The sequence below is a fragment of the Mariniradius sediminis genome (genome assembly GCF_021491425.1).
In the GTDB taxonomy this organism is placed as follows: Bacteria; Bacteroidota; Bacteroidia; order Cytophagales; family Cyclobacteriaceae; genus Mariniradius; species Mariniradius saccharolyticus.
The window spans coordinates 37,011-56,424 of sequence record NZ_JAKEVZ010000007.1 but is presented as its reverse complement, the minus strand read 5'-3'; the positions used below and the strand labels follow the sequence as shown (position 1 = coordinate 56,424).

Annotated in this window: 13 protein-coding genes; 6 read left to right on the top strand and 7 right to left on the bottom strand. The window is 46.1% G+C overall.

What is annotated here, in order from left to right; all coding sequences use genetic code 11:
* Positions 1-21 precede the first annotated feature (21 nt).
* On the top strand, positions 22-2,961 hold the full coding sequence (locus L0U89_RS10230; RefSeq protein WP_234861435.1) for a S9 family peptidase: 2,940 nt from the start codon (positions 22-24) through the stop codon (positions 2,959-2,961).
* Positions 2,962-3,294: 333 nt separating this feature from the next.
* Here L0U89_RS10230 and L0U89_RS10225 read toward each other — a convergent pair whose 3' ends face one another.
* The 5 genes from L0U89_RS10225 to L0U89_RS10205 all read right to left on the bottom strand — a co-directional run bounded on the left by L0U89_RS10225 (position 3,295) and on the right by L0U89_RS10205 (position 9,943).
* Positions 3,295-3,534 (bottom strand): hypothetical protein, encoded by a 240-nt coding sequence (locus tag L0U89_RS10225; protein WP_211208853.1) that lies wholly within the window; start codon positions 3,532-3,534, stop codon positions 3,295-3,297.
* A gap of 93 nt (positions 3,535-3,627) precedes the next feature.
* Entirely contained in the window at positions 3,628-5,088 is a 1,461-nt protein-coding gene (locus tag L0U89_RS10220; RefSeq protein WP_234861434.1) for a TolC family protein, read from the bottom strand.
* Positions 5,085-8,258: an efflux RND transporter permease subunit gene (locus L0U89_RS10215; RefSeq protein ID WP_234861433.1), complete on the bottom strand. Its 3,174-nt coding sequence runs from the start codon at positions 8,256-8,258 to the stop codon at positions 5,085-5,087. Before L0U89_RS10215 ends, L0U89_RS10220 begins: the two co-directional genes overlap by 4 nt.
* A gap of 30 nt (positions 8,259-8,288) precedes the next feature.
* Positions 8,289-9,473, bottom strand: a complete 1,185-nt coding sequence (locus L0U89_RS10210) for an efflux RND transporter periplasmic adaptor subunit (RefSeq protein ID WP_369413246.1) — start codon at positions 9,471-9,473, stop codon at positions 8,289-8,291.
* A 104-nt stretch (positions 9,474-9,577) separates the two neighbouring features.
* A complete protein-coding gene (locus tag L0U89_RS10205) occupies positions 9,578-9,943 on the bottom strand; it encodes a hypothetical protein (RefSeq protein WP_234861432.1) in 366 nt (121 codons plus the stop codon).
* Between the two features lie 258 nt (positions 9,944-10,201).
* On the opposite strand from L0U89_RS10205, the gene fmt reads away from it, so the two are divergent.
* The 5 genes from fmt to L0U89_RS10180 all read left to right on the top strand — a co-directional run bounded on the left by fmt (position 10,202) and on the right by L0U89_RS10180 (position 15,476).
* On the top strand, positions 10,202-11,128 hold the full coding sequence (gene fmt, locus L0U89_RS10200) for a methionyl-tRNA formyltransferase (RefSeq protein WP_234861431.1): 927 nt from the start codon (positions 10,202-10,204) through the stop codon (positions 11,126-11,128).
* 142 nt (positions 11,129-11,270) lie between these two features.
* Positions 11,271-12,209, top strand: a complete 939-nt coding sequence (locus L0U89_RS10195) for a DUF4412 domain-containing protein (RefSeq protein WP_234861430.1) — start codon at positions 11,271-11,273, stop codon at positions 12,207-12,209.
* A gap of 117 nt (positions 12,210-12,326) precedes the next feature.
* Positions 12,327-12,827, top strand: a complete 501-nt coding sequence (locus L0U89_RS10190; protein WP_234861429.1) for a dihydrofolate reductase — start codon at positions 12,327-12,329, stop codon at positions 12,825-12,827.
* Positions 12,824-14,089: a competence/damage-inducible protein A gene (locus L0U89_RS10185; protein WP_234861428.1), complete on the top strand. Its 1,266-nt coding sequence runs from the start codon at positions 12,824-12,826 to the stop codon at positions 14,087-14,089. Before L0U89_RS10190 ends, L0U89_RS10185 begins: the two co-directional genes overlap by 4 nt.
* A gap of 82 nt (positions 14,090-14,171) precedes the next feature.
* Complete coding sequence (locus L0U89_RS10180) at positions 14,172-15,476, top strand: dihydrolipoamide acetyltransferase family protein (protein ID WP_234861427.1); 1,305 nt, start codon at positions 14,172-14,174, stop codon at positions 15,474-15,476.
* Positions 15,477-15,487: 11 nt separating this feature from the next.
* Here L0U89_RS10180 and L0U89_RS10175 read toward each other — a convergent pair whose 3' ends face one another.
* Both L0U89_RS10175 and L0U89_RS10170 read right to left on the bottom strand, forming a co-directional pair.
* Positions 15,488-18,388: an ATP-binding protein gene (locus L0U89_RS10175; protein WP_234861426.1), complete on the bottom strand. Its 2,901-nt coding sequence runs from the start codon at positions 18,386-18,388 to the stop codon at positions 15,488-15,490.
* A complete protein-coding gene (locus tag L0U89_RS10170; protein ID WP_234861425.1) occupies positions 18,389-19,405 on the bottom strand; it encodes a PDC sensor domain-containing protein in 1,017 nt (338 codons plus the stop codon).
* Positions 19,406-19,414 lie beyond the last annotated feature (9 nt).

Here is a 19,414-nt window from a genome sequence, read left to right as displayed (position 1 = left end):
AATAATTCCACAAAATCAATTATGACCAATAAATTTAAATTGGCTGCATTCCTGTGGCTTTTGGCCATCGGATTTGCTTTTGGCCAAGATAAACCCGCATTAAAGCCCATTTCCTGGAAAGAAATCCCAAGCTGGAAATCCATTTCCACGTTTTCTGTCCAAATGTCTGCTGACGGTATGTGGATGGCTTATGGGATGCTTCCTGTCGAGGGCGATGGGGATTTGATCGTGCAAAAAGCCGCGGAGCCGGAAAGCAAAAAAACCTATCCAATCGGATCGACCAACTTTCCCTCATTCGCATTTTCGGAAAACAGCAAATGGATCGCCTTTAAGGAGTATCCAAAAGACAAAGAAAAAAAGGCCGCTGCCAAGACCGGCGGAAAAGGACTGACCGAAAAACTCGTCTTGATCGACCTCGGAGCGGACAAAAAGACCGTTTTTGAAAAGGTAACGGGATATTCTTTCAATGGCAAGTCTGCCACCCACCTCGCTATGCAACTTAGCAAAGAGGGAAACAACGGCGACGCCAAGGGTTCCGACCTGCTCTTGGTGAACCTTGCGACTGGAAAAAGACAAAACATCGGAAACGTACAGGAATTTGCCTTCAACAAGGGCGGGGAATACCTCGCCTATACGATCGACGCAGCCAATAAATCGGGCAACGGGATTTACCTCTTCCACGTGCCAAGCGGAACCACCAAACTGGTCGATTCCGATACGGCCACCTATCGTTCCTTGAATTGGACTGAAAAAGGAGAGGCTTTGGCTTTGTTGAAAATGGTAAAGGACAAGACCTACAAACAAGATCACGGGAAAGTACTTGGTATCAAAAATCTGGGAAATCCAGAGTTGAGCATTTTTGATCCGAAAATGGATTCAGTTAATTTCCCCAAAAACCTGACCATCAGCCCCAACCGCAGACCGATGTGGTCGGAGGATTTGACACGCTTGTTTTTTGGTGTACATATCTTGGAAAAAGAGAAGAAAGAACCCCCAAAACCAGTACAAGCGCCAGTCAACAAAGATTCGATAGACAGAATCAAGCTTGAAAAAATCAAAGCAGACACCACGATCAAATCCATCACCGACCTACAAAAAGCTATCGCCAAACTGGACACCACCAAATCGCCTGCACCGGAGCGCAAAAATGACCTACCAAAACCCGATATGGCGATTTGGCATTGGCAAGACAGCAGGTTGCAATCTAGGCAGCAGGTCATGGAAAACCAAGACAAAAACTACAGCATGTGGTGGATGTACGACGTGCGCACTTCCAAGCCAATCCAATTGCAGGACAGCAGCGTGCGGGAACTGAACATCATGCCAAAGGAAAAATGGGCTCTCGGTCTGGATATGCAGGAGTATGAACTGGATATCAACTTAGATGGACAAAATTATCGCGACATCTATGCCGTAAACCTCCAAACGGGTGAAAGGAAACTGCTTTTCAAGAAGTTTTACCTCCCTTCGTTTGCCTCTTATCCCCGCCCGTCGAACGACGGCACCAGATTCCTATATGGGCTGGATGGGCATTTTTATGTGTATGATATCGCATCCGGCACTTCCAAGAATATCACGGAAGCGATACCAACGACTTTCATCGAAACCGAGGATGACCATAATGTGACCAAACCCATGGTCAATCCGCTGGGCTGGAGCAGTGATGACAAGTATATCCTTCTCCGTGACGAATGGGATATCTGGCAGATACCCATGGGTCCAAAGGAGAAAGCAACTAACCTGACCCAAAACGGAAGAAAAGAAAAAATCCGGTATCAATTCCGCTACAATTTGGATCCTGAAGACAAGGGAATCGACCTTAAAAAAGGACTTTATGTAAGAATGTACGGTGAGTTTAACAAGAAAAGTGGCTTGGCAAGAATTGAGCCCGGTAAATTAGGCTTGGTAGCGGGGCCAAAGGTCCTCCTATGGGAAGACACCAATATCGGCTCGCTGGGCAAGGCAAAAAATGCGAATGTCTTCTATTTCACAAGGGAGAAATTCAACGAACCGACCAATTTCTACCTAACCAATTCATCACTAGCCAACCCAAAGAAGGTCACCGAAAATGCTCCTGATTTTGGGAAATATAGCTGGTCATCAGGGACTCGCTTGGTCGATTACATCTCGGAAAAGGGAGATACGCTCCAAGCTGCCCTTTTTCTACCAGCGGGATATGTTGAAGGTAAAAAATATCCGACAGTGATATACTATTATGAAAAACTCTCACAGACCCTTCACAATTACTCCAATCCAGGATTCAGTGGGACAGGCTGGAACCCAGGCGTCTACACAAGCAATGGCTATGCGGTCCTCATTCCTGACATCGTATACCAACTGGACGACCCCGGAATGTCGGCTGTTTGGTGCGTCCTTCCTGCTGTCAAGGAAGCCCTGAAAACAGGCGTGATAGATGAGAACAAAATGGGGCTTCATGGACATTCTTGGGGTGGATACCAGACTTCGTTCCTGATTACGCAAACGACACAATTCAAAGCCGCAGCGGCTGGTGCGCCCCTGACCAACATGATTTCGATGTATGATCTGATCTACTGGAACTCAGGAAGTGGCAACATGTCCATATTCGAAGCTTCCCAAGGACGATTCAGGGGAGGACCTTGGGAAAACTGGGATTCCTACCAGCGAAATTCACCTGTGTACTTTGTGAAAAATGTCCAAACCCCTCTCCTGATGCTGCACAACGACAAGGACGGGGCAGTGGATTTTACCCAAGGAATCGAATACTACAATGCGCTCCGCCGCCTAAAGAAACCAGTCATCATGGTTCAATACAAGGGTGAAAACCACGGTTTGTCCAAACTCGAAAACCGAAAAGACTACAGTATTAGGATGATGGAGTTTTTTGACTACCATCTCAAGGGTGAAAAGCCCGCAGACTGGATTGTGTCCGGAATCGAGAAACTCAAATTGGAGGAGCATTTGGATGGCCGTGTCTTTTGATCAAAAAAGGATCTTAATTCAATTTCTACCTAAAAATGAAAAAATCTAAAATTGTATAATTAATAGAAAAAACAATCTTATTCCATTTTTTGGCTCGAAAAAATACCCAATATTGGTTATTTTTTCGAGCCTTTATTTTGCATAAGTTTGATTCAATCGGTTAGGGAAATTCCGATCTGTGTTTAAGTTCTATAAGGGTAATATCCCCCACAAAGGTCTCCGTAGTAACGGAGACTTTTTTATTTCATTCGATTCGAACCGAACCATAAAGACCATTCAGAATCAGGCAAAAAAAAAGGCCTGTCACCAGGCCTTTTCAAGAGTTTCAAATTCTTAGTTTGTCGCTGTGGTGTCAGCAGCCGCGGCAGCAGTGTCAACAGCTGCAGGTGCTTCTTCAACGACAGGAGCAACCTCCTCAACAGGAGCTGCTTCAGTTTCTACTTCTTCAGTAGTTTTGTTGCCACAAGACACCATAAAGGCAGAAGCGGCAAACATCATCGCTACGATAGCTTTTTTCATAATGATAATTATTTGTTTGTCAATTACTTTGCAAAAGTATGGATAAATAATCATTCAAACGGCAAATTTTGTGAAATATTTTTAACGGAATTTAACAATCATTGCAAACATGTATCCTGATCCACAAGTCTCAGCCTAAGGGAACTACTAGTTGCTGACGGTCCATCCACCACCCAATGCCTTGTACAGATTAACCCTTGCCTGGAGTTGTTGGGTTTTGAGCTCGATTAGCTCGATTTCAGCCTGTAGGGCACGGCTTTGGGCGTTGAGGACATCGAGGTAGTTGGCATATCCGACTGTAAACATAGTGTTTGAGTTTTCGACTGACCTCTTTTGCACCAAGACCTCATTTGACTTATTCTCGACCTGTTCATCCAGCGTTTGGAATTGATTGACCAAATCAAGGACTTCGATATAGCTGCGCAGTACGGTTTGTTCATAGTCGTACCAGGCTATCCGCTGACTTGCGTTGGCAGCCTCGAATTGCATTTTGATCCTGTTTCTATTGAACAATGGAGCGGCAAGTCCCGCGCCGAATTGGTAGACTGCCGAAGCAGGATTGAAAAACAACTTGCTGAAATCAAAGGCATTGAACCCTGCCATCCCAAACAGATTGAAGGAAGGGAAAAAAGCTGCCCGTGCCGCAAATATGTCGGCATTTGCTGCCATCAATTCCCGCTCGGCCATTCTTACGTCGGGACGAAGTTGGAGGAGATCGGTGGGTAAACCGGTCCTCAAAATCTCCGGTTCCACAAAAGCTTCTTCGAGGGAAGAACGCTCATAATCCGTTTGGTAATTACCCAAAAGAGCAGCCATCTGAAGTTCCGCACTCCGAAGCATCCTCTGTTTTTCGTTGACCAAAGCCTTGAAATTCAGCAACAGGGCTTCAAACTGGTCAACCGCAAGTTGGTTACTCTTCCCGGATACCTTCAGATCCTTGGAAAGACCCACAGCCAATTCTTGAAGCCTGATGTTTTCATCCAGAATCCTGATTTCTTCTTCCAATCCCAAAATGGAATAATATTGAACAGCAACTTGGGAAATCAACCAAGTCTTCACATAATTGGCCATTTCCTGTGAAGCTAAGTATCGCGAAGCAGCGGCTTTGTTTAGGTTTCGGTATTTGCCCCAGACATCTATCTCCCAGTTAAAGTTGGCGCCAACAATAAAATCCCGGTATGGATCGGGGATTCGCTTATCCTCTGGGACGTTACCAGACAAATTGGTATCAAAATTCCCAACGCCATCCATGGTGTATTCACCGAATTTTCTCCTCGATGCACCTGCGACGGCGTTGAACTCCGGCAACCAGCCTACCTTTGCCACGCGAAGGTTGGCCTGGGCAATGCGGATCTTTTCGAGGGTCTTCAAATTGTCTTGGTTGTTGGCTAAGGCAATGGTGATCAGATCTCTGAGTTTTTCATCCTCGAAAAACTGTTCCCAGTTCAACAAAGCATGGTTGGAAGTAGTATCCAACCTATCGTCATCGAATGTGATAGGCAGAATATCCGAATCTTGAGGTTGGCTGACTTTGGTAGTTTTACATGCCTGAATCAGGAAGAAGACCAAGAAAAGCCCTATCAACGAGTGAAATTTTCTATTTTTCATGATACTTCGACAGCATTTTCTATTTGGGTTTCAGTCTTTGCCTCCACCTTTTCCTTCTTTTTCATGTTGGTTGCTATCGTCTCAAAAACGACATAAAGCCCAGGGATCAAAAACACACCGACCAAGGTACCAATCAACATCCCTCCGGCCGCAGCAGTACCGATGGTCCTGTTACCGATCGCACCCGCGCCGGACGCAATGGTCAATGGAATCAAACCGCTGATAAAGGCAAACGAGGTCATCAAAATCGGGCGAAGCCTTTCCACCCCGCCGTTGATGGCGCTTTGGAGAATAGATAGGCCTTTTTGACGGTTTTGGATCGCGATCTCAATGATCAGGATGGCGTTTTTGCCCAAGAGACCAATCAACATTACCAAGGATACCTGGGCATAGATGTTGTTCTCCAAACCCGTGAGTTTGAGGAAGAGAAAAGATCCAAAAATACCCGCCGGAAGCGATAGAATCACCGGCAAGGGCAGGAAGTAGCTTTCGTATTGAGCTGACAGCAGCAAATACACAAACACCAAGCAAAGAAGAAAGATATAGATCGCCTGATTCCCGGACTCGATCTGTTCCCTGGTGATACCTGACCAGTTGATTTCAAACCCTCTTGGTAGATTCGCTGCGGCAACTTCCTCTACAGCCTTGATTGCATCGCCGGAGGAAAAACCTTCAGCAGCGTCGCCAGTGATCAAAGCCGAAGTAAACATGTTGTACCTAGTCAACTGCTCGGGACCATAGACTCTTTCCAAAGTCAGGAAGTTGGAATAGGGTACCATTTGTCCATCCTTATTTTTGGCATACATACCCAGTAGCGACTCAGGCGAAGTCCTGAATTCCGGCGAGGCCTGGATCATCACCTTGTACATCATTCCGAACCTGATGAAATTTGAAGAGTAGTAACTACCAATGTAACTCTGTAATGTCTCCATCGATTCATCGACGGAGACACCCAACTTGGCGGCCTTGTCATGGTCAACGCGCAAGATATATTGTGGAAAGTTTGGTTCGAAGTTTGTCGACACGCCATTAAGTTCAGGCCTCGCATTGAGTTCATCTAGAAACTTCTGGGTAACCTCGGCCATGTTGGTCAGGGTACCGCCGGTTTTGTCTTGTAGCCTTAGCTCAAAACCAGAGGCGTTACCAAACCCAGGAACTGGCGGAGGCGAGAAGAACTGGATATCGGCGCCCTTGATATGCGAAGTTCTGTCTTGATAATCCAAGATCAATTCGTTCACGTTTTTATCACGATCACCCCAATCGACCAAGTTGATCATACCCATTCCGTAAGAGGCACCGGCGGTCTCGGTCAAGAGTGAATATCCTGCCAAAGTCGAAATGGTTTCCACTTCCTCCAATGGCAACAAACTTCCCTGCACTTGGTCCATCACATCACTCGTCCTCTCTACAGTGGCGCCAGGAGGTGTGGTTACAGACACATATACCATTCCTTGGTCTTCATTTGGGATAAAGCCAGTTGGAACAATGGACATCGTGCCGTAAGTCAACACAAAGAACAATATCAAGGCGCCGTAGGTAACGACTTTCCTTGGAGCGATTTTTCCAAGAATTGAGGAATATTTTGCTGAAAATGCATCGTAACGTTTGTTGAAGCCATAAAAAAACTTCTGCAACAAACCCTTCGAAGGATCGTGCTCCACATCGGCTGGCTTGAGCATCAGCGCACACAAAGCTGGCGAAAGCGTTAACGCATTGATACCCGAAATGACGATCGCAATAGCGAGGGTAAGCGAAAACTGCCGGTAGAATATCCCAACGGGTCCTGATAGGAAGCTTACAGGAACAAATACCGCGGACATTACCAAGGTGATGGCGACGATCGCTCCACCGATTTCTTTCATCGCTTCGATGGTCGCGTCCATGGCGCTCATGTGCAGCGTATGCATTTTCACATGCACCGCCTCCACGACCACAATCGCATTGTCCACGACAATACCTATCGCGAGTACGAGCGCAAAGAGCGTCAGCAAATTGATCGAAAAACCAAAAAGCTGCATGAAGAAAAACGTTCCGATAAGGGAGACCGGCACGGCAATGGCCGGAATCAAAGTAGATCTGAAGTCCTGAAGGAAAATGAACACAACGATAAACACCAAAAGGAATGCCTCGATCAAGGTCTTCACCACCTCGTATATAGATGCATCCAAAAATCGGGATACGTCATAGGAAACGTTGAAAGTCATACCTGGAGGGAAAGAACTTTCCTCCAATTCCGACATTTTATCCTTTATGTTTTGGATTACTTCGCGGGCATTGGATCCAGGGCGTTGCTTGATCATGATCGAGGCAGAAGGCCTACCATCCGTCATGGACACCATGCTGTATTCCTGCGCATCGAATTGGACTTCGGCCACGTCCTTCACTTTCAACAAGGACCCATCAGGCAATGCCTTCAGTGTGATATTCTCATAATCCTCCACCTGATTGAACTTGCCCGTGTATTTCAATACATATTGGAGCGCCTGCGGGTCACGGTCGGACGCGATACCAGATTTTCCGGGAGCAGCTTCCACGTTTTGCGCACGTATCGCATTAGACACATCTTGGGGCGAAAGGTTGTAGGCGACAAGTCTGTCAGGCTTCAACCAGATACGCATTGCATAATCCTTGAAGCCCATAATCTGCGCAAAACCAACTCCATCGATCCTTTTCAACTCAGGGAGGATGTTGATGTCGGCAAAATTGTACACAAACTTTTCATCCTGCAGCGTGTCGGTCGTGATTAGGTTAAGGTAAAGGAGCATACTGTTTACCTCCTTTTCAGTCTGCACGCCCGCCCTGATAACCTCTTCAGGCAATTCGTCGAGTACCGTAGCTACCCTGTTTTGGACGTTTACCGCAGCCAGATCCGGATCTGTCCCTACTTTGAACACGATGTTGATGAGCGTAATACCATCATTTGTATTGACAGAGGTCATGTAGGTCATGCCCGGCACACCATTGATTGCCCGCTCGAGCGGCGTGGCGACAGCCTTGGACAATACCTCCGCGTTAGCACCGGTATATTTGGCGGTCACAGTTACGGAGGGGGGTACGATTTCAGGGAATTGGGTAATAGGCAAGGTGAAAAGTGCCAAAAGCCCAAGCAAAGTGATAAAAACCGATATCACTGTCGAAAGTATCGGCCTTCGGATAAATATCTCAAACATGTTGGTTCAGAGTTATATTGGAAATATTTATCACAAGTTCGTAGAAAGTGTATCGTAGGCGTCCTTTTGGGATACCGTCGCAGGAGTAATGACCACGCCGTCCTTTACCTGTTGGATACCTTCATAAATAATCTTCTCCCCTGTCTCAAATCCTTCGGCAACATAAAAAAGACCAAATCTCCTTACAGGCTTGAAGCTCCTTACCTTGACCGTGTTGTTTTCATCGAGGATGTAGACATAGCTGTAGTCCTGTATTTCAAATGTTGATTTCTGGGGCACCAAAAACACATCGTCAAGCTGGTTTACCATTTGGATTCTACCCGTAGATCCATGTTTGATCAATTGGTCTGGGTTGGGGAACCTTACACGGAATGCGATCGAACCGGTACCTCTCTCAAAATCCGCTTCCATCGTCTCCAATTTTCCAGGAAAAGCGTATGTCTCTCCGTCCGCAAGGATTAGGGAAACGCTTTGACCCATGTTTTCTGCATCCCCTTCCTTTTTTGCCCTCATGTACCGGAGATATTCATTTTCAGTCACCTTGAAGTATGCAAACACTTCAGAGATGTCGGTAATATTGGTCAACAAATCGCCTTGTGTCACCAAGGATCCCTTTTTGTGTGGAATCCTATCCACGATGCCGTCAAATGGCGCCTTAATCGTCGTGTAGGACAAGCCAGTCTTTGCGTTTTTCAGCATCGCCTCAGCCTCGGCTATGCCGGATTGTGCAACAGATCTTTTGGACCGCGCCAATTCAAGTTCTGACGGTGCAATGATGTCTTTCTCAACCAGTATTCTCAATCGGTCCACCTCGACCTGGGCTGCCTGCGCCTCGGCTTTTGCTTGGGCTAGTTTGGCGTTGGCGGAATTGACCATCTCCAAAAACTCCATGGAGGACAATTGGAAAAGGTTTTGTCCCTTTTTCACAAATTGGCCTTCATCCACGTAAATCTGGTCGACATACCCTTCGACTTTGGCGCGGATTTCGACAAACTGTACAGCCTGGATATCCGCTACGAAAGTGACCGGGACTTCTATGCTCATCGGCTTCAATTCCAATACGGGAATATTGTCCAAAACAGTGACTTGTTGTTCTTTGCTGTTCCCGCTGTTACAGGAAGGCAGCATGGTGATCACCAAAACTAGGACGATTACTGAAAATCTCAGTAGCCCTAGGCCTTTCCCAAAGGAAATGCTAGAATCAGATAATTTCATGACGTGTAATGATAAGATGAGAATAATCTATTGAAAGACTATTTTGGGTTTTTTGGCAAGATGTAAAAGGGACTTGACCGTCCAAACAGTAACTTCAACTCCCCTCAGGGGGCATTTGTCAAAATATCGAATTTTGAAAATAGGGAGATAAAATGCGGGATCAAAATCTCCCGAGGCTGAGCCAAAAGCGCGACCTGGGGATTAATCAGTTGAATGCTAAAAATCCGATCAACGATTTTTACAACTTCCATCCGCTCAATTTTGGTCAGCTTGGAAGAAGTCGGTCTGGAAAGGGAGGACGGGAAAATGGCGAAATCATACTCCTTTTCAGATACCAATTCCTCATAGCGCTCCAAACTACCCTGGTCCTTGTATTCATCAAAAACAGCCAACACAGCAAAAAACATAGCTAATGCAAAGGTCATAAACCTAATGCCGCTATTAAAGCTGTAGTCGTTTTGATTTTTCATGCCGCAAAATTATGCAAAAGCAAAATGATATTGTCAAATATTTTGTGTCATCGAAACCTATGAACATCCAAAAGGAATAAATACCGATTGAATGGCACAGGTTTATAGTAAAATCGGTTTTTAGGCTGCTTTGATCAAATTCGGATTTCGGAAGAAACCAAACATCAAAGAACTTAATTCCCAAAACGGATATAAACATGTAACAACCATCCCTGCGCTAAAAATGTTTGGGTATTTTTGAGCCCAAATCCAAAAGAAATGAATAAGGACCTCAGAATAGTATTTATGGGGACGCCCGAATTTGCGGTTGCTTCGCTGCAGATACTGGTTGAAAATGCATGGAACGTTGTGGCTGTCGTGACTGCGCCAGACAAACCGCAGGGGAGAGGCCAAAAGTCGATTCCAAGTCCGGTAAAAGAGAAGGCAATGGAATTTGGGATTCCCGTCCTACAGCCCACTAACCTCAAATCCCCTGAATTTCTTGCAGAATTGGCTTCTTTTCACGCTGACCTGCAGATAGTCGTTGCTTTTAGAATGCTCCCCGAGGTAGTTTGGTCCATGCCACCTTTGGGCACTTTCAACCTCCACGCATCGCTTTTGCCGAATTACCGAGGGGCAGCACCAATCAATTGGGCCATCATCAATGGTGAAACTGAAACCGGAATCACGACTTTTTTCCTCAAGCATGAGATCGATACGGGTTCGATCATTTTTCAGGAAAAAGAACCCATCTATCTTGATGACAACGTAGGCAGTCTTTACGCGAGGCTGATGGAAAAGGGGGCCAACCTTGTATTGAAGACCGTGGAGGCCATCGCAGCAGGCAACGTGCGTGCAATTCCGCAAGATGAGAGCCAAGCAAAACACCATGCACCAAAAATCTTCAAAGAAACCTGTGAAATAGACTGGCATCGCCCGGCGGCTGATATCCACAACCTGGTAAGGGGACTATCGCCCTATCCAGCGGCATGGACTATTATCGAGGGGAAAGTCCTGAAAATCTTCAAGACCCAAATTGTGGAAAAGGATATGGAGAACTTTTCAACGGGCCAATTTTTCACCGATGGAAAATCAAAACTTGTTTTCAAAACCGGAAGCGGTTGCTTGGAGATTTTGGAACTTCAATTGGAGGGAAAAAAACGGATGCAAGTTGAGGAGTTTCTTCGCGGCAATAAGCTGAAATGATCTTTTGTAAAAAGAGGATTTTTTTTAGCTACCTGTGACATTAGATCACAAATACAGAAATATTCCAAGGGAAAACTGGATTTTTATGTTTCTTCTAAACTATCGTTTAGCTAACTTTGAGCGAAATATTCCCAAGATTGTTATGAAGAACTTGTATCGTTTTGTGTTTATAATATTGGTTTTCCCGATTTCGATTGCTACAGTACAGGCCCAATTCGTCAACAGACTTAAGAATGCCGCAGAAAGGGGCATTAGCCGCGCGATAGAAAAGAAAGTGGAAAGCGAAATGGAAAAAGTAGCGCGGAGGCAGCTCGACAAGGTCTTCAAGGATGTGTACGGAGTTGACCCGGCCGATTCGGCGAACAATGAGCGCATCAACCAAATCATGCAGTCTGTGTATTCTGACGTCGAAGTCGCTGAATCCTACAGTTTCGACGGTTTCTCGATTATCGAGTTTACGGGAATAGACGAAAAAGGCAAGGATATCGAACCTTTCCAACTCACTTCATTTCTCTCCTCTGACCCGAAGATCACCGCGATGGAGTTCAAAAGCGAGGAAAGCAAGAAATCCGAAGAGGGAAAATTCACGCTAATTTATGATTTCAACCGCAATGTGGCCATTACCCTCATGGTCAATGAAGGTCAGCAAATGCGCATGGCCTATGGTTATGATGCTGAAATGCTTTCGGCGCCTGTCGAAACACAGAGCGCCACTGGACAGCAGGCAAATGAGTCTGTAAAGTTTGAAAAGACGGGTAACACCAAAACCATCCTTGGGTACCCGTGCGACGAATATCTTATCGAAACCGACGAAAGTACCACCTTGTACTGGGTCACCCAATCACCGGTTAACTCCACGACGCCCTTTTGGGCCCAAAACAATCCATTTCTCACAGCCAGAATGAAAACCTCAAATCCCGCAATGCTCGGTCAGCTACCCTCTGGCAATATGATGGAGGCCCATGTCACCAGCAAAAAAGACAAGAGCAAGTTTGACATGCAGGTCACCGACATCCAACCCGACAAAGGCCAAAAGTTTCTGATGGCGGATTACCCAAGCATCGCTACCATGAAGCAGTAGTTGCAAATACTGGGAAATATCCCAACCCTTGGCCAAGCCCAAGGGTTTATTTTTGTCGCATGCTTGGGCCTGCGTTTCCAAAGACTTGGTATCTTAGCCGAAAAACTGAGCAACGCTTTGAAAATTTCCATCATCGTAGCGAAAGCCAGCAACAATGTCATAGGCAAAGACAATGAGTTGGTCTGGAAGCTTTCCGCTGACCTGAAAAGGTTCAAAAAACTTACGACAGGACATTGCATCATCATGGGTCGCAAGACCTATGACTCCATAGGTAAACCTCTCCCCAACCGAACCTCAATAGTAGTCTCCAGAAACCCGAATTTGGAGCTTCCAGCTGGTCATTTTGTGGCAAAATCATTGGAAGATGCCGTCCAAAAAGCAATTGGAACGGGGCAGGATCAAGTTTTCGTAATTGGTGGCGCGGAGATTTACCAACAATCCATGGACATAGCCGATGAGCTGATCGTAACAGAAGTGCATGCCTTTCCTGATGGTGACTCATTTTTCCCAGAAATAGACCCTACCCGCTGGGAAAAAATGTCCGAGGAAAGTTTCCAAAAAGACGAATCAAACCAGTACGATTTCGATTTTGTAATGTACAAGCGAAAAAAATCATGAACCAATACCAGGAAGTCAAAGCGGAAATACTTGCAATCGGCGACGAGCTGTTGTACGGCCAGGTTTTGGACACCAACAGCCATTGGATCAGCCAAGAGCTGGACTTGATTGGGGTCAGGGTTGTCAGGCGGACAACGGTTGGCGACAGTCGAGAGGCCATCCTAACGGCTTTTGCTGAAGCGGAAAACCGTGCCGACATAATCCTCATGACCGGGGGGCTTGGCCCGACCAACGACGACTTGACCAAACCGCTCTTGGCGGAATATTTCAATTGCGCAATAGAATTGGTTCCGGATGCATTGGATGCGGTCAGGACGTTTTTTGAAAAAAGGGGAAGGGAACTCACGCCGCTAAATGCACTTCAAGCCCACCTCCCCACCAAGTGCACCTATATCCCAAATGTTTTGGGAACTGCTCCAGGAATGTGGTTTTCCGAAAATGGAAAGATATGGATGTCCATGCCGGGTGTACCCCATGAGATGAAAAAACTCATGAATGACCATGTGCTTCCAAGGATCAAGGAAAGATTCCAACTTCCGATCATTTACCATTATGTGGTTAAAACTGTTGGCATCGGCGAGAGTTGGCTGGCAGACTTGATCAAAGATTGGGAAGGAAACTTGCCGCCCCATATCAAACTGGCCTATTTGCCATCCTTGGGACAAGTGAGGCTGAGGCTCACGGCCTTTGGAGACAATCCTTCAGAATTGGAGAAGGACGTGGCTCTCCAAGTGGAAAAAGTGATGCCGATCATCGAAAAATATGTCTATGGATTTGGAATGATGACTTTGGAGGAGGCAGTCGGAAAGATGTTGAGAGAGAAAAACCAAAAAGTGGCATTTGCCGAAAGCTGTTCAGGAGGATATATTTCGCATTTGGTAACAAGTATTGCAGGCAGCAGCGACTATTTCCAAGGTGGCATCATCCCCTACCACAACCATTTCAAAAACAGGCTTTTGGGTGTTGATGCGAGCACGCTGGAAGAACATGGTGCGGTCAGCGAGCCAACCGTCATTCAAATGGCCGAACACGTTCGGGAAATGTTTAATGCAGATTATGGCCTTGCAAGTAGTGGGATTGCGGGTCCTGGCGGAGGCTGGGCAGAAAAACCCGTCGGGACGGTTTGGATTGCCTGCGCGACCAAAACCAAAACGGTGACGAAGAAACTCCAATTAACCCAAGACAGGATGCTCAATATCCAATTGACTGGAGTCTCGGTCCTGAATTTGCTGAGAATTTGTATCCTTGGCAAAACAGAATAAAAATCTCATTACTTGATTTTGTATTCGAAGAAATAAAATATAATTTTAAAACTCGGAAATAAACCCAATTAAATAATAAAATATGGCAAGTGTAGAAATGCTGATGCCCAAGATGGGTGAAAGTATCATCGAAGGCACCATCCTCACCTGGCTCAAGAAAGAAGGTGATGTAATCGAGCAGGATGAGTCAGTTTTGGAAGTAGCGACAGACAAAGTAGATACAGAAGTCCCCGCTACCCATGCTGGGATATTGAAAAAAATACTCGCAAAAGAAGGTGATGTTGTGGCAGTAGGTGCCCCCATTGCCATTATCGAAACCGCTACAAATGGCCAAGTCAGTGAGCCTGCCGGAAAACCAACGTCAGAAACAAGCCATAAGGATGAACTGCTCGCGGCTGCTCCAGCACAAACAGCTACTTTGATCACAGCTGCTTCCACACCGACAAGCGGGACACAGGACGATAGATTTTATTCCCCACTTGTCCTGAGCATTGCCAAAGAGGAAAAAATCAGCCGCGAGGAACTAGCCACAATCGCTGGTACCGGAAAAGACGGCCGGGTTACCAAACAAGATATGCTCCAGTACCTCTCGCAGAGGGGTTCCAGCCAGCCTATCGCTACCTCTTCGGTCGCATCCCAACCTAGCGCATTCCCACGTGTGGAGATGAGCATTTCCGCACAGGACGAAATCATCGAGATGGACAGGATGCGCAAAATGATCGCACAGCGTATGGTTGACTCCAAGCGTATTTCGCCACATGTGACCTCATTCGTCGAAGCTGATATGACCAACATTGTGCTCTGGAGGAATAAGGTGAAGGATGCCTACCAAAAGAAAGAGGGAGAGCCTTTGACCTTCACGCCGTTTTTTATCCAAGCCGTCGCCAAGGCCATCAAAGACTTCCCGATGATCAACATCTCGGTGGATGGGGACAGAATCATCAAGAAAAAAGATATCAACATTGGCGTAGCGGTGGCGCTACCGACAGGTAACCTGATTGTACCGGTCATCCGAAATGCCGACCAGCTCAACCTCACAGGCCTTTCCAAAAAGATCAACGATCTGGCCAATCGGGCAAGAACCAACAAATTGAGCCCTGATGAGCTAACTGGCGGGACCTATACCGTATCCAACGTTGGCTCTTTTGGAAATGTACTAGGGACACCGATTATCATGCAGCCGCAGGTTGCGATCCTAGCTGTCGGGGCAATTCAGAAAAAGCCTGCTGTGTTGGAATTGCCATCTGGCGATGTGATCGCAATTAGGCACAAAATGTTCCTGTCGCACTCCTACGACCACCGAGTTGTGGATGGTTCATTGGGCGGGATGTTTGTACGAAGGGTAGCGGATTATCTCGAGGCATTTGACATCAACATGCCGCTATAAAAAAGAAGAGGTCATTTGGCCTCTTTTTTTATTTCTTTCTTTTTGTCTGCAAATCGCCTGATCACTTGCGCGAGTTCCTGGATTTGAATCGGCTTGGTCAAATAGGCATCCATACCAGCATTTTTTGCCTTGTCCACATCCTCCTGAAATGCATGCGCCGACAAACCGATTATGCTAACGTCCTTTCCAAGGTCCCGCCGGATGGTTTTTGCGGCCACCAAACCGTCCATCACCGGCATCTGAATATCCATGAGGATGAGATCGAAGTCCTTTTCAATCACCTGTTCGACCGCCTCTTGACCATTCCGCGCAAGCGCAAACGTGTATCCCAGCTGCCCCATGAGCATATTCATGAACTTGAGGTTGGTATTGTTATCCTCGGCCAGGAGTATCTCCATCGGATACTTTTTAGCCATGTTCTTGAGATCAAAAATGGATTCCCGCTCGGAATTAGCGGAATTTTCCATAAGAGACTCGGCCTTCTTCCAGATTTTCGCAAAAATACTGAAAGTGAAAGTTGAACCCTCCCCTACCTCGGAATGGATCTGAAGATCGCCGCCCATCAACTCGACCAGTTTTTGTGAAATTGCCAAACCGAGTCCTGTGCCGTGGGTTTCGCGCGTATTGCTGCTATCTACCTGATAAAAAGGCTTGGTGAGGTTTTCGATTTTGTCTGCAGGAATCCCAATGCCGGAATCCTTCACCTCGAAGTGAAGCATAATGTTCCTATCCAAAATCGATTCTCCGGCAATGTTGATTCGGATGGTCCCGCCCGGTGGGGTAAACTTGATGGCGTTGCCAATGAGGTTGTTCAATATCTGATTTAATTTGTCGCGATCCAGCTCGACATACTCCGGAATCATGGATTCGAACTGATAGGTCATTTCGATGTTTTTCTCCAAAACCAAACCCGAGAAAAGCCGGAGGCATTTTTCAATTTCCTGTTTGAAATGAAAGACAGTAGGGCTGAGATTCATTTCGCCTGACTCGATTTTGGAGTAATCCAAAATATCCTTGATGATCCCCAAAAGCGACTCGCCGGAATCCTTGATGATCTGAAGATACTCTTTTTGAATCTCATCCAATTCCGTCATTTCCATCAAGCCAATGATCCCCAAAAGTCCGTTCATCGGCGTCCTGATTTCGTGGCTCATATTTGCCAGAAACTCGGATTTGGCGGTACTTGCCTGTTCGGCCGCCCTTTTTGCTTCCTCCAATCCTTTCTCCCAAAGTTTTTTACCCGTAATGTCCCTCGCAATCGACATGAGTTTTTCGTCATCCAAGAGGAAAAATCTCGCGTCGAAGATGCGTTTGCCAATTGGAATTTCTACCTCATACTCGATGTTTTGCATTTTTTTGGTTTTCACCGTGGCCTCTATGCTCGATTGCACTTTTTTTGCCAGTTCGGGAGGCAACAGATCGGTGACCTTTTTGCCGATACAGCCTTCCAAAGGCGTCACAAGGAGACTGGGGTCTTTGACGTAGTAATCTTGGTACCTTCCTTCGTGGTCATAGATAAATATCAAATCCGGCAGACTTTTGAGTACGGTACGCAGCCTGTTTTCGCTCTTGATAAGTTCCTGTTCGCGCAGGTATTTCTCATTGATGTCCGTGCAAACACCCACATTTCCCTTGAAATTACCTTGCGCATCGTACTCCAATCGCTCAAATATCTTTACCCTCAGCCATTTTCCTTTTTTGGTTCTGAAATCCATCTCAAACTCAACAGTTTCCCGCTTATCGAGCTTGGCGTCCTCAAGGATTTTTTGGACGAGCGTGGTATGTTTTGGCGAAATGATTGACCTGAAATTCTTCGCAAATTCCGCTTCGGAATAACCCAACACGTTAACTACCTCAGGCCCAACGCTCGTCATCTTGCCATCGGCGTCCTGAAAATAAATAAAACCCCTTGACTCATGGAGTAGGAGGTTTTGCCTTCTGAATAGCTCCTTGATTTCTTCGGCCTTCCTGGAAAGTGTCTGATTGGCTTCCTGGGAATTTCTCATGGCCTCGTTCATAATCCAGATCACCAACACCAGTATCAGCAACAACCCTGCTATCAAATAGAAATATGCCGAGAAAATGCCCGCTGTAACCGACTGCTTGTCGATCAAAAATATCGCGCTAAACTCCCGATCCAAGGGGTAAAGTTTGAAAGGATAGTGGTGTATCAAGGCACCTAGCTCCTTTTCTTCAATATCGTCGAAAAACTCGCCTTCCAGCGAACCCCGCAACCCATCCCTGACTTGGTTTTCAATTTGCTGGGCCGAATTATCGTCCAGCCTTAAATACCTAACAAATCGCTGCTCATCGATTCCCCACAATATGTTGTCCGCATACACCAACTTGTGTCCGTAGGCACCCATGTAAAAGTTCGAAAATGAATCGTTGACCAGGCGTTCCAAGTTGAATTTAGCTGTGACGGAGATTCCTTTTTCCGGGTAAAACACAGTTACACTGTTTTGACCCGCTTGGTCGACAGTATCCAAAAATTCATGAATCTCCCTTATGAAGTTGTTGCGGTTATCAAAATGAAAGGAGACGGTGGACTTTGGAAACCGAACAACGAGGGTGTCCATCACCTCCCGGTGGTTGTTGAATATCCTTCTTGCTCTTTTTTCGAACGCCAAAATCTCCTGATCGCCCCGATCGTAGGTCCAAGGCTCCAAATTGGACGCAAGGAAATACAAGTCATCGTAGAATTTACCGAATGTTTCCTCGATCTGTTTCGCGGCCAGTTCTACCTGACGGTCCAGGTTTTCCTTATTGGAGCCAATCTGATTGTTTCTCAGTACCTGAAAAAATGCTATACCCAAGAATAAAATCAAAAGGACCACAATGATCCCCATGATCAGCAAGATCTGATAGAATCCCTTTTCGGATCGGATGATGCTTTTTTCCTTGCCAGACATTTACAAGAATATTTCGAGTACAAACCAATCCAACTTGCTCGTTTTCTTACTTACAACTTTGATTTTTCTTTGCCCAACGGTCATCCAAACCTCACTTTGCTGATGGTTGATGATTTCGTCGGCGATACGCCGAACTTCACCGCTGCGACTCTTGAACAGGTTGAAGTCCTCCTTTCTGAAGCTGTCGCTTGTGATTGTCTGTGTGTAGGTATGGTTCTTCAAAGGCGGCAAAGAAAAGACCTCGATGGTTTTGGATTTGCCCGCTACCACTGTGCCCTCTTGGTCGATGATCAATATCTGATGGCTCGTCTTGTTGATGTAATTCTCAATGATATCGTTAAGCGTCAGGTCCATGCCCAATACAAGTTTCAGCTCGTCCATGTGGTACACCGGCTGGGTGAGCGTAATCATCCACCCCCTGCCCACAGGGTCAATATACATTGCATCGACCCAAACGGGCTTTCTTTCCGGATTATGGGCTTCATCTGCTTCATAGTAGAAATTGAAGGCAGTCAAATCCAAATCAGGCTCAAGCATTTCATATACGTTGTAAGGAGGAAACAAGCGGTTTAGTTGAATTGAGGAATTGAAATAAACCTGGGATACCACCGGGTACTTTTGTAAGATTTTTCGGAAAACACTGTCCAGGGGATTTGTGACGAGGATCATATCTTCCACCTTCCTTAGATCGGTAGCAAGCTGGGTAATGTACAGGCTGGATTTTTCCGGATCGGCGCCTGGCTCCGAATTGGCGGCGACGCCTTCTATCTTGTATCGGGTCCTGTCGCCGGTAGATACCAATTCATCCTGTCTCAAAAAAAGGCTTTCGGTAAATTCACCGAGACTTCTAATTTCATCCTCCAATGCAGCGAGGTCATACTCCAATAGGGATATGAAGGTGCTTACACCGAAAAAATCTTGATCAGACGGCTCTTTGACCTGTCCCGAACACGAAACAAACGCGAAACAAAAAACAAAAAAATACTTGGACAAAACTCTATCGAATACTTCAGGCATGACCTAAAG

Excerpts from the sequence above, each read along its gene's own strand:
- L0U89_RS10180 (WP_234861427.1), top strand. The coding sequence starts at position 14,172 with ATGGCAAGTGTAGAAATGCTGATGCCCAAGATGGGTGAAAGTATCATC.
- L0U89_RS10185 (WP_234861428.1), top strand. The coding sequence starts at position 12,824 with ATGAACCAATACCAGGAAGTCAAAGCGGAAATACTTGCAATCGGCGAC.
- L0U89_RS10210 (WP_369413246.1), bottom strand. The coding sequence starts at position 9,473 with ATGAAATTATCTGATTCTAGCATTTCCTTTGGGAAAGGCCTAGGGCTA.
- L0U89_RS10220 (WP_234861434.1), bottom strand. The coding sequence starts at position 5,088 with ATGAAAAATAGAAAATTTCACTCGTTGATAGGGCTTTTCTTGGTCTTC.
- L0U89_RS10215 (WP_234861433.1), bottom strand. The coding sequence starts at position 8,258 with ATGTTTGAGATATTTATCCGAAGGCCGATACTTTCGACAGTGATATCG.
- L0U89_RS10230 (WP_234861435.1), top strand. The coding sequence starts at position 22 with ATGACCAATAAATTTAAATTGGCTGCATTCCTGTGGCTTTTGGCCATC.
- L0U89_RS10225 (WP_211208853.1), bottom strand. The coding sequence starts at position 3,534 with ATGATTATTTATCCATACTTTTGCAAAGTAATTGACAAACAAATAATT.
- L0U89_RS10195 (WP_234861430.1), top strand. The coding sequence starts at position 11,271 with ATGAAGAACTTGTATCGTTTTGTGTTTATAATATTGGTTTTCCCGATT.
- L0U89_RS10170 (WP_234861425.1), bottom strand. The coding sequence starts at position 19,405 with ATGCCTGAAGTATTCGATAGAGTTTTGTCCAAGTATTTTTTTGTTTTT.
- fmt (WP_234861431.1), top strand. The coding sequence starts at position 10,202 with ATGAATAAGGACCTCAGAATAGTATTTATGGGGACGCCCGAATTTGCG.
- L0U89_RS10175 (WP_234861426.1), bottom strand. The coding sequence starts at position 18,388 with ATGTCTGGCAAGGAAAAAAGCATCATCCGATCCGAAAAGGGATTCTAT.
- L0U89_RS10205 (WP_234861432.1), bottom strand. The coding sequence starts at position 9,943 with ATGAAAAATCAAAACGACTACAGCTTTAATAGCGGCATTAGGTTTATG.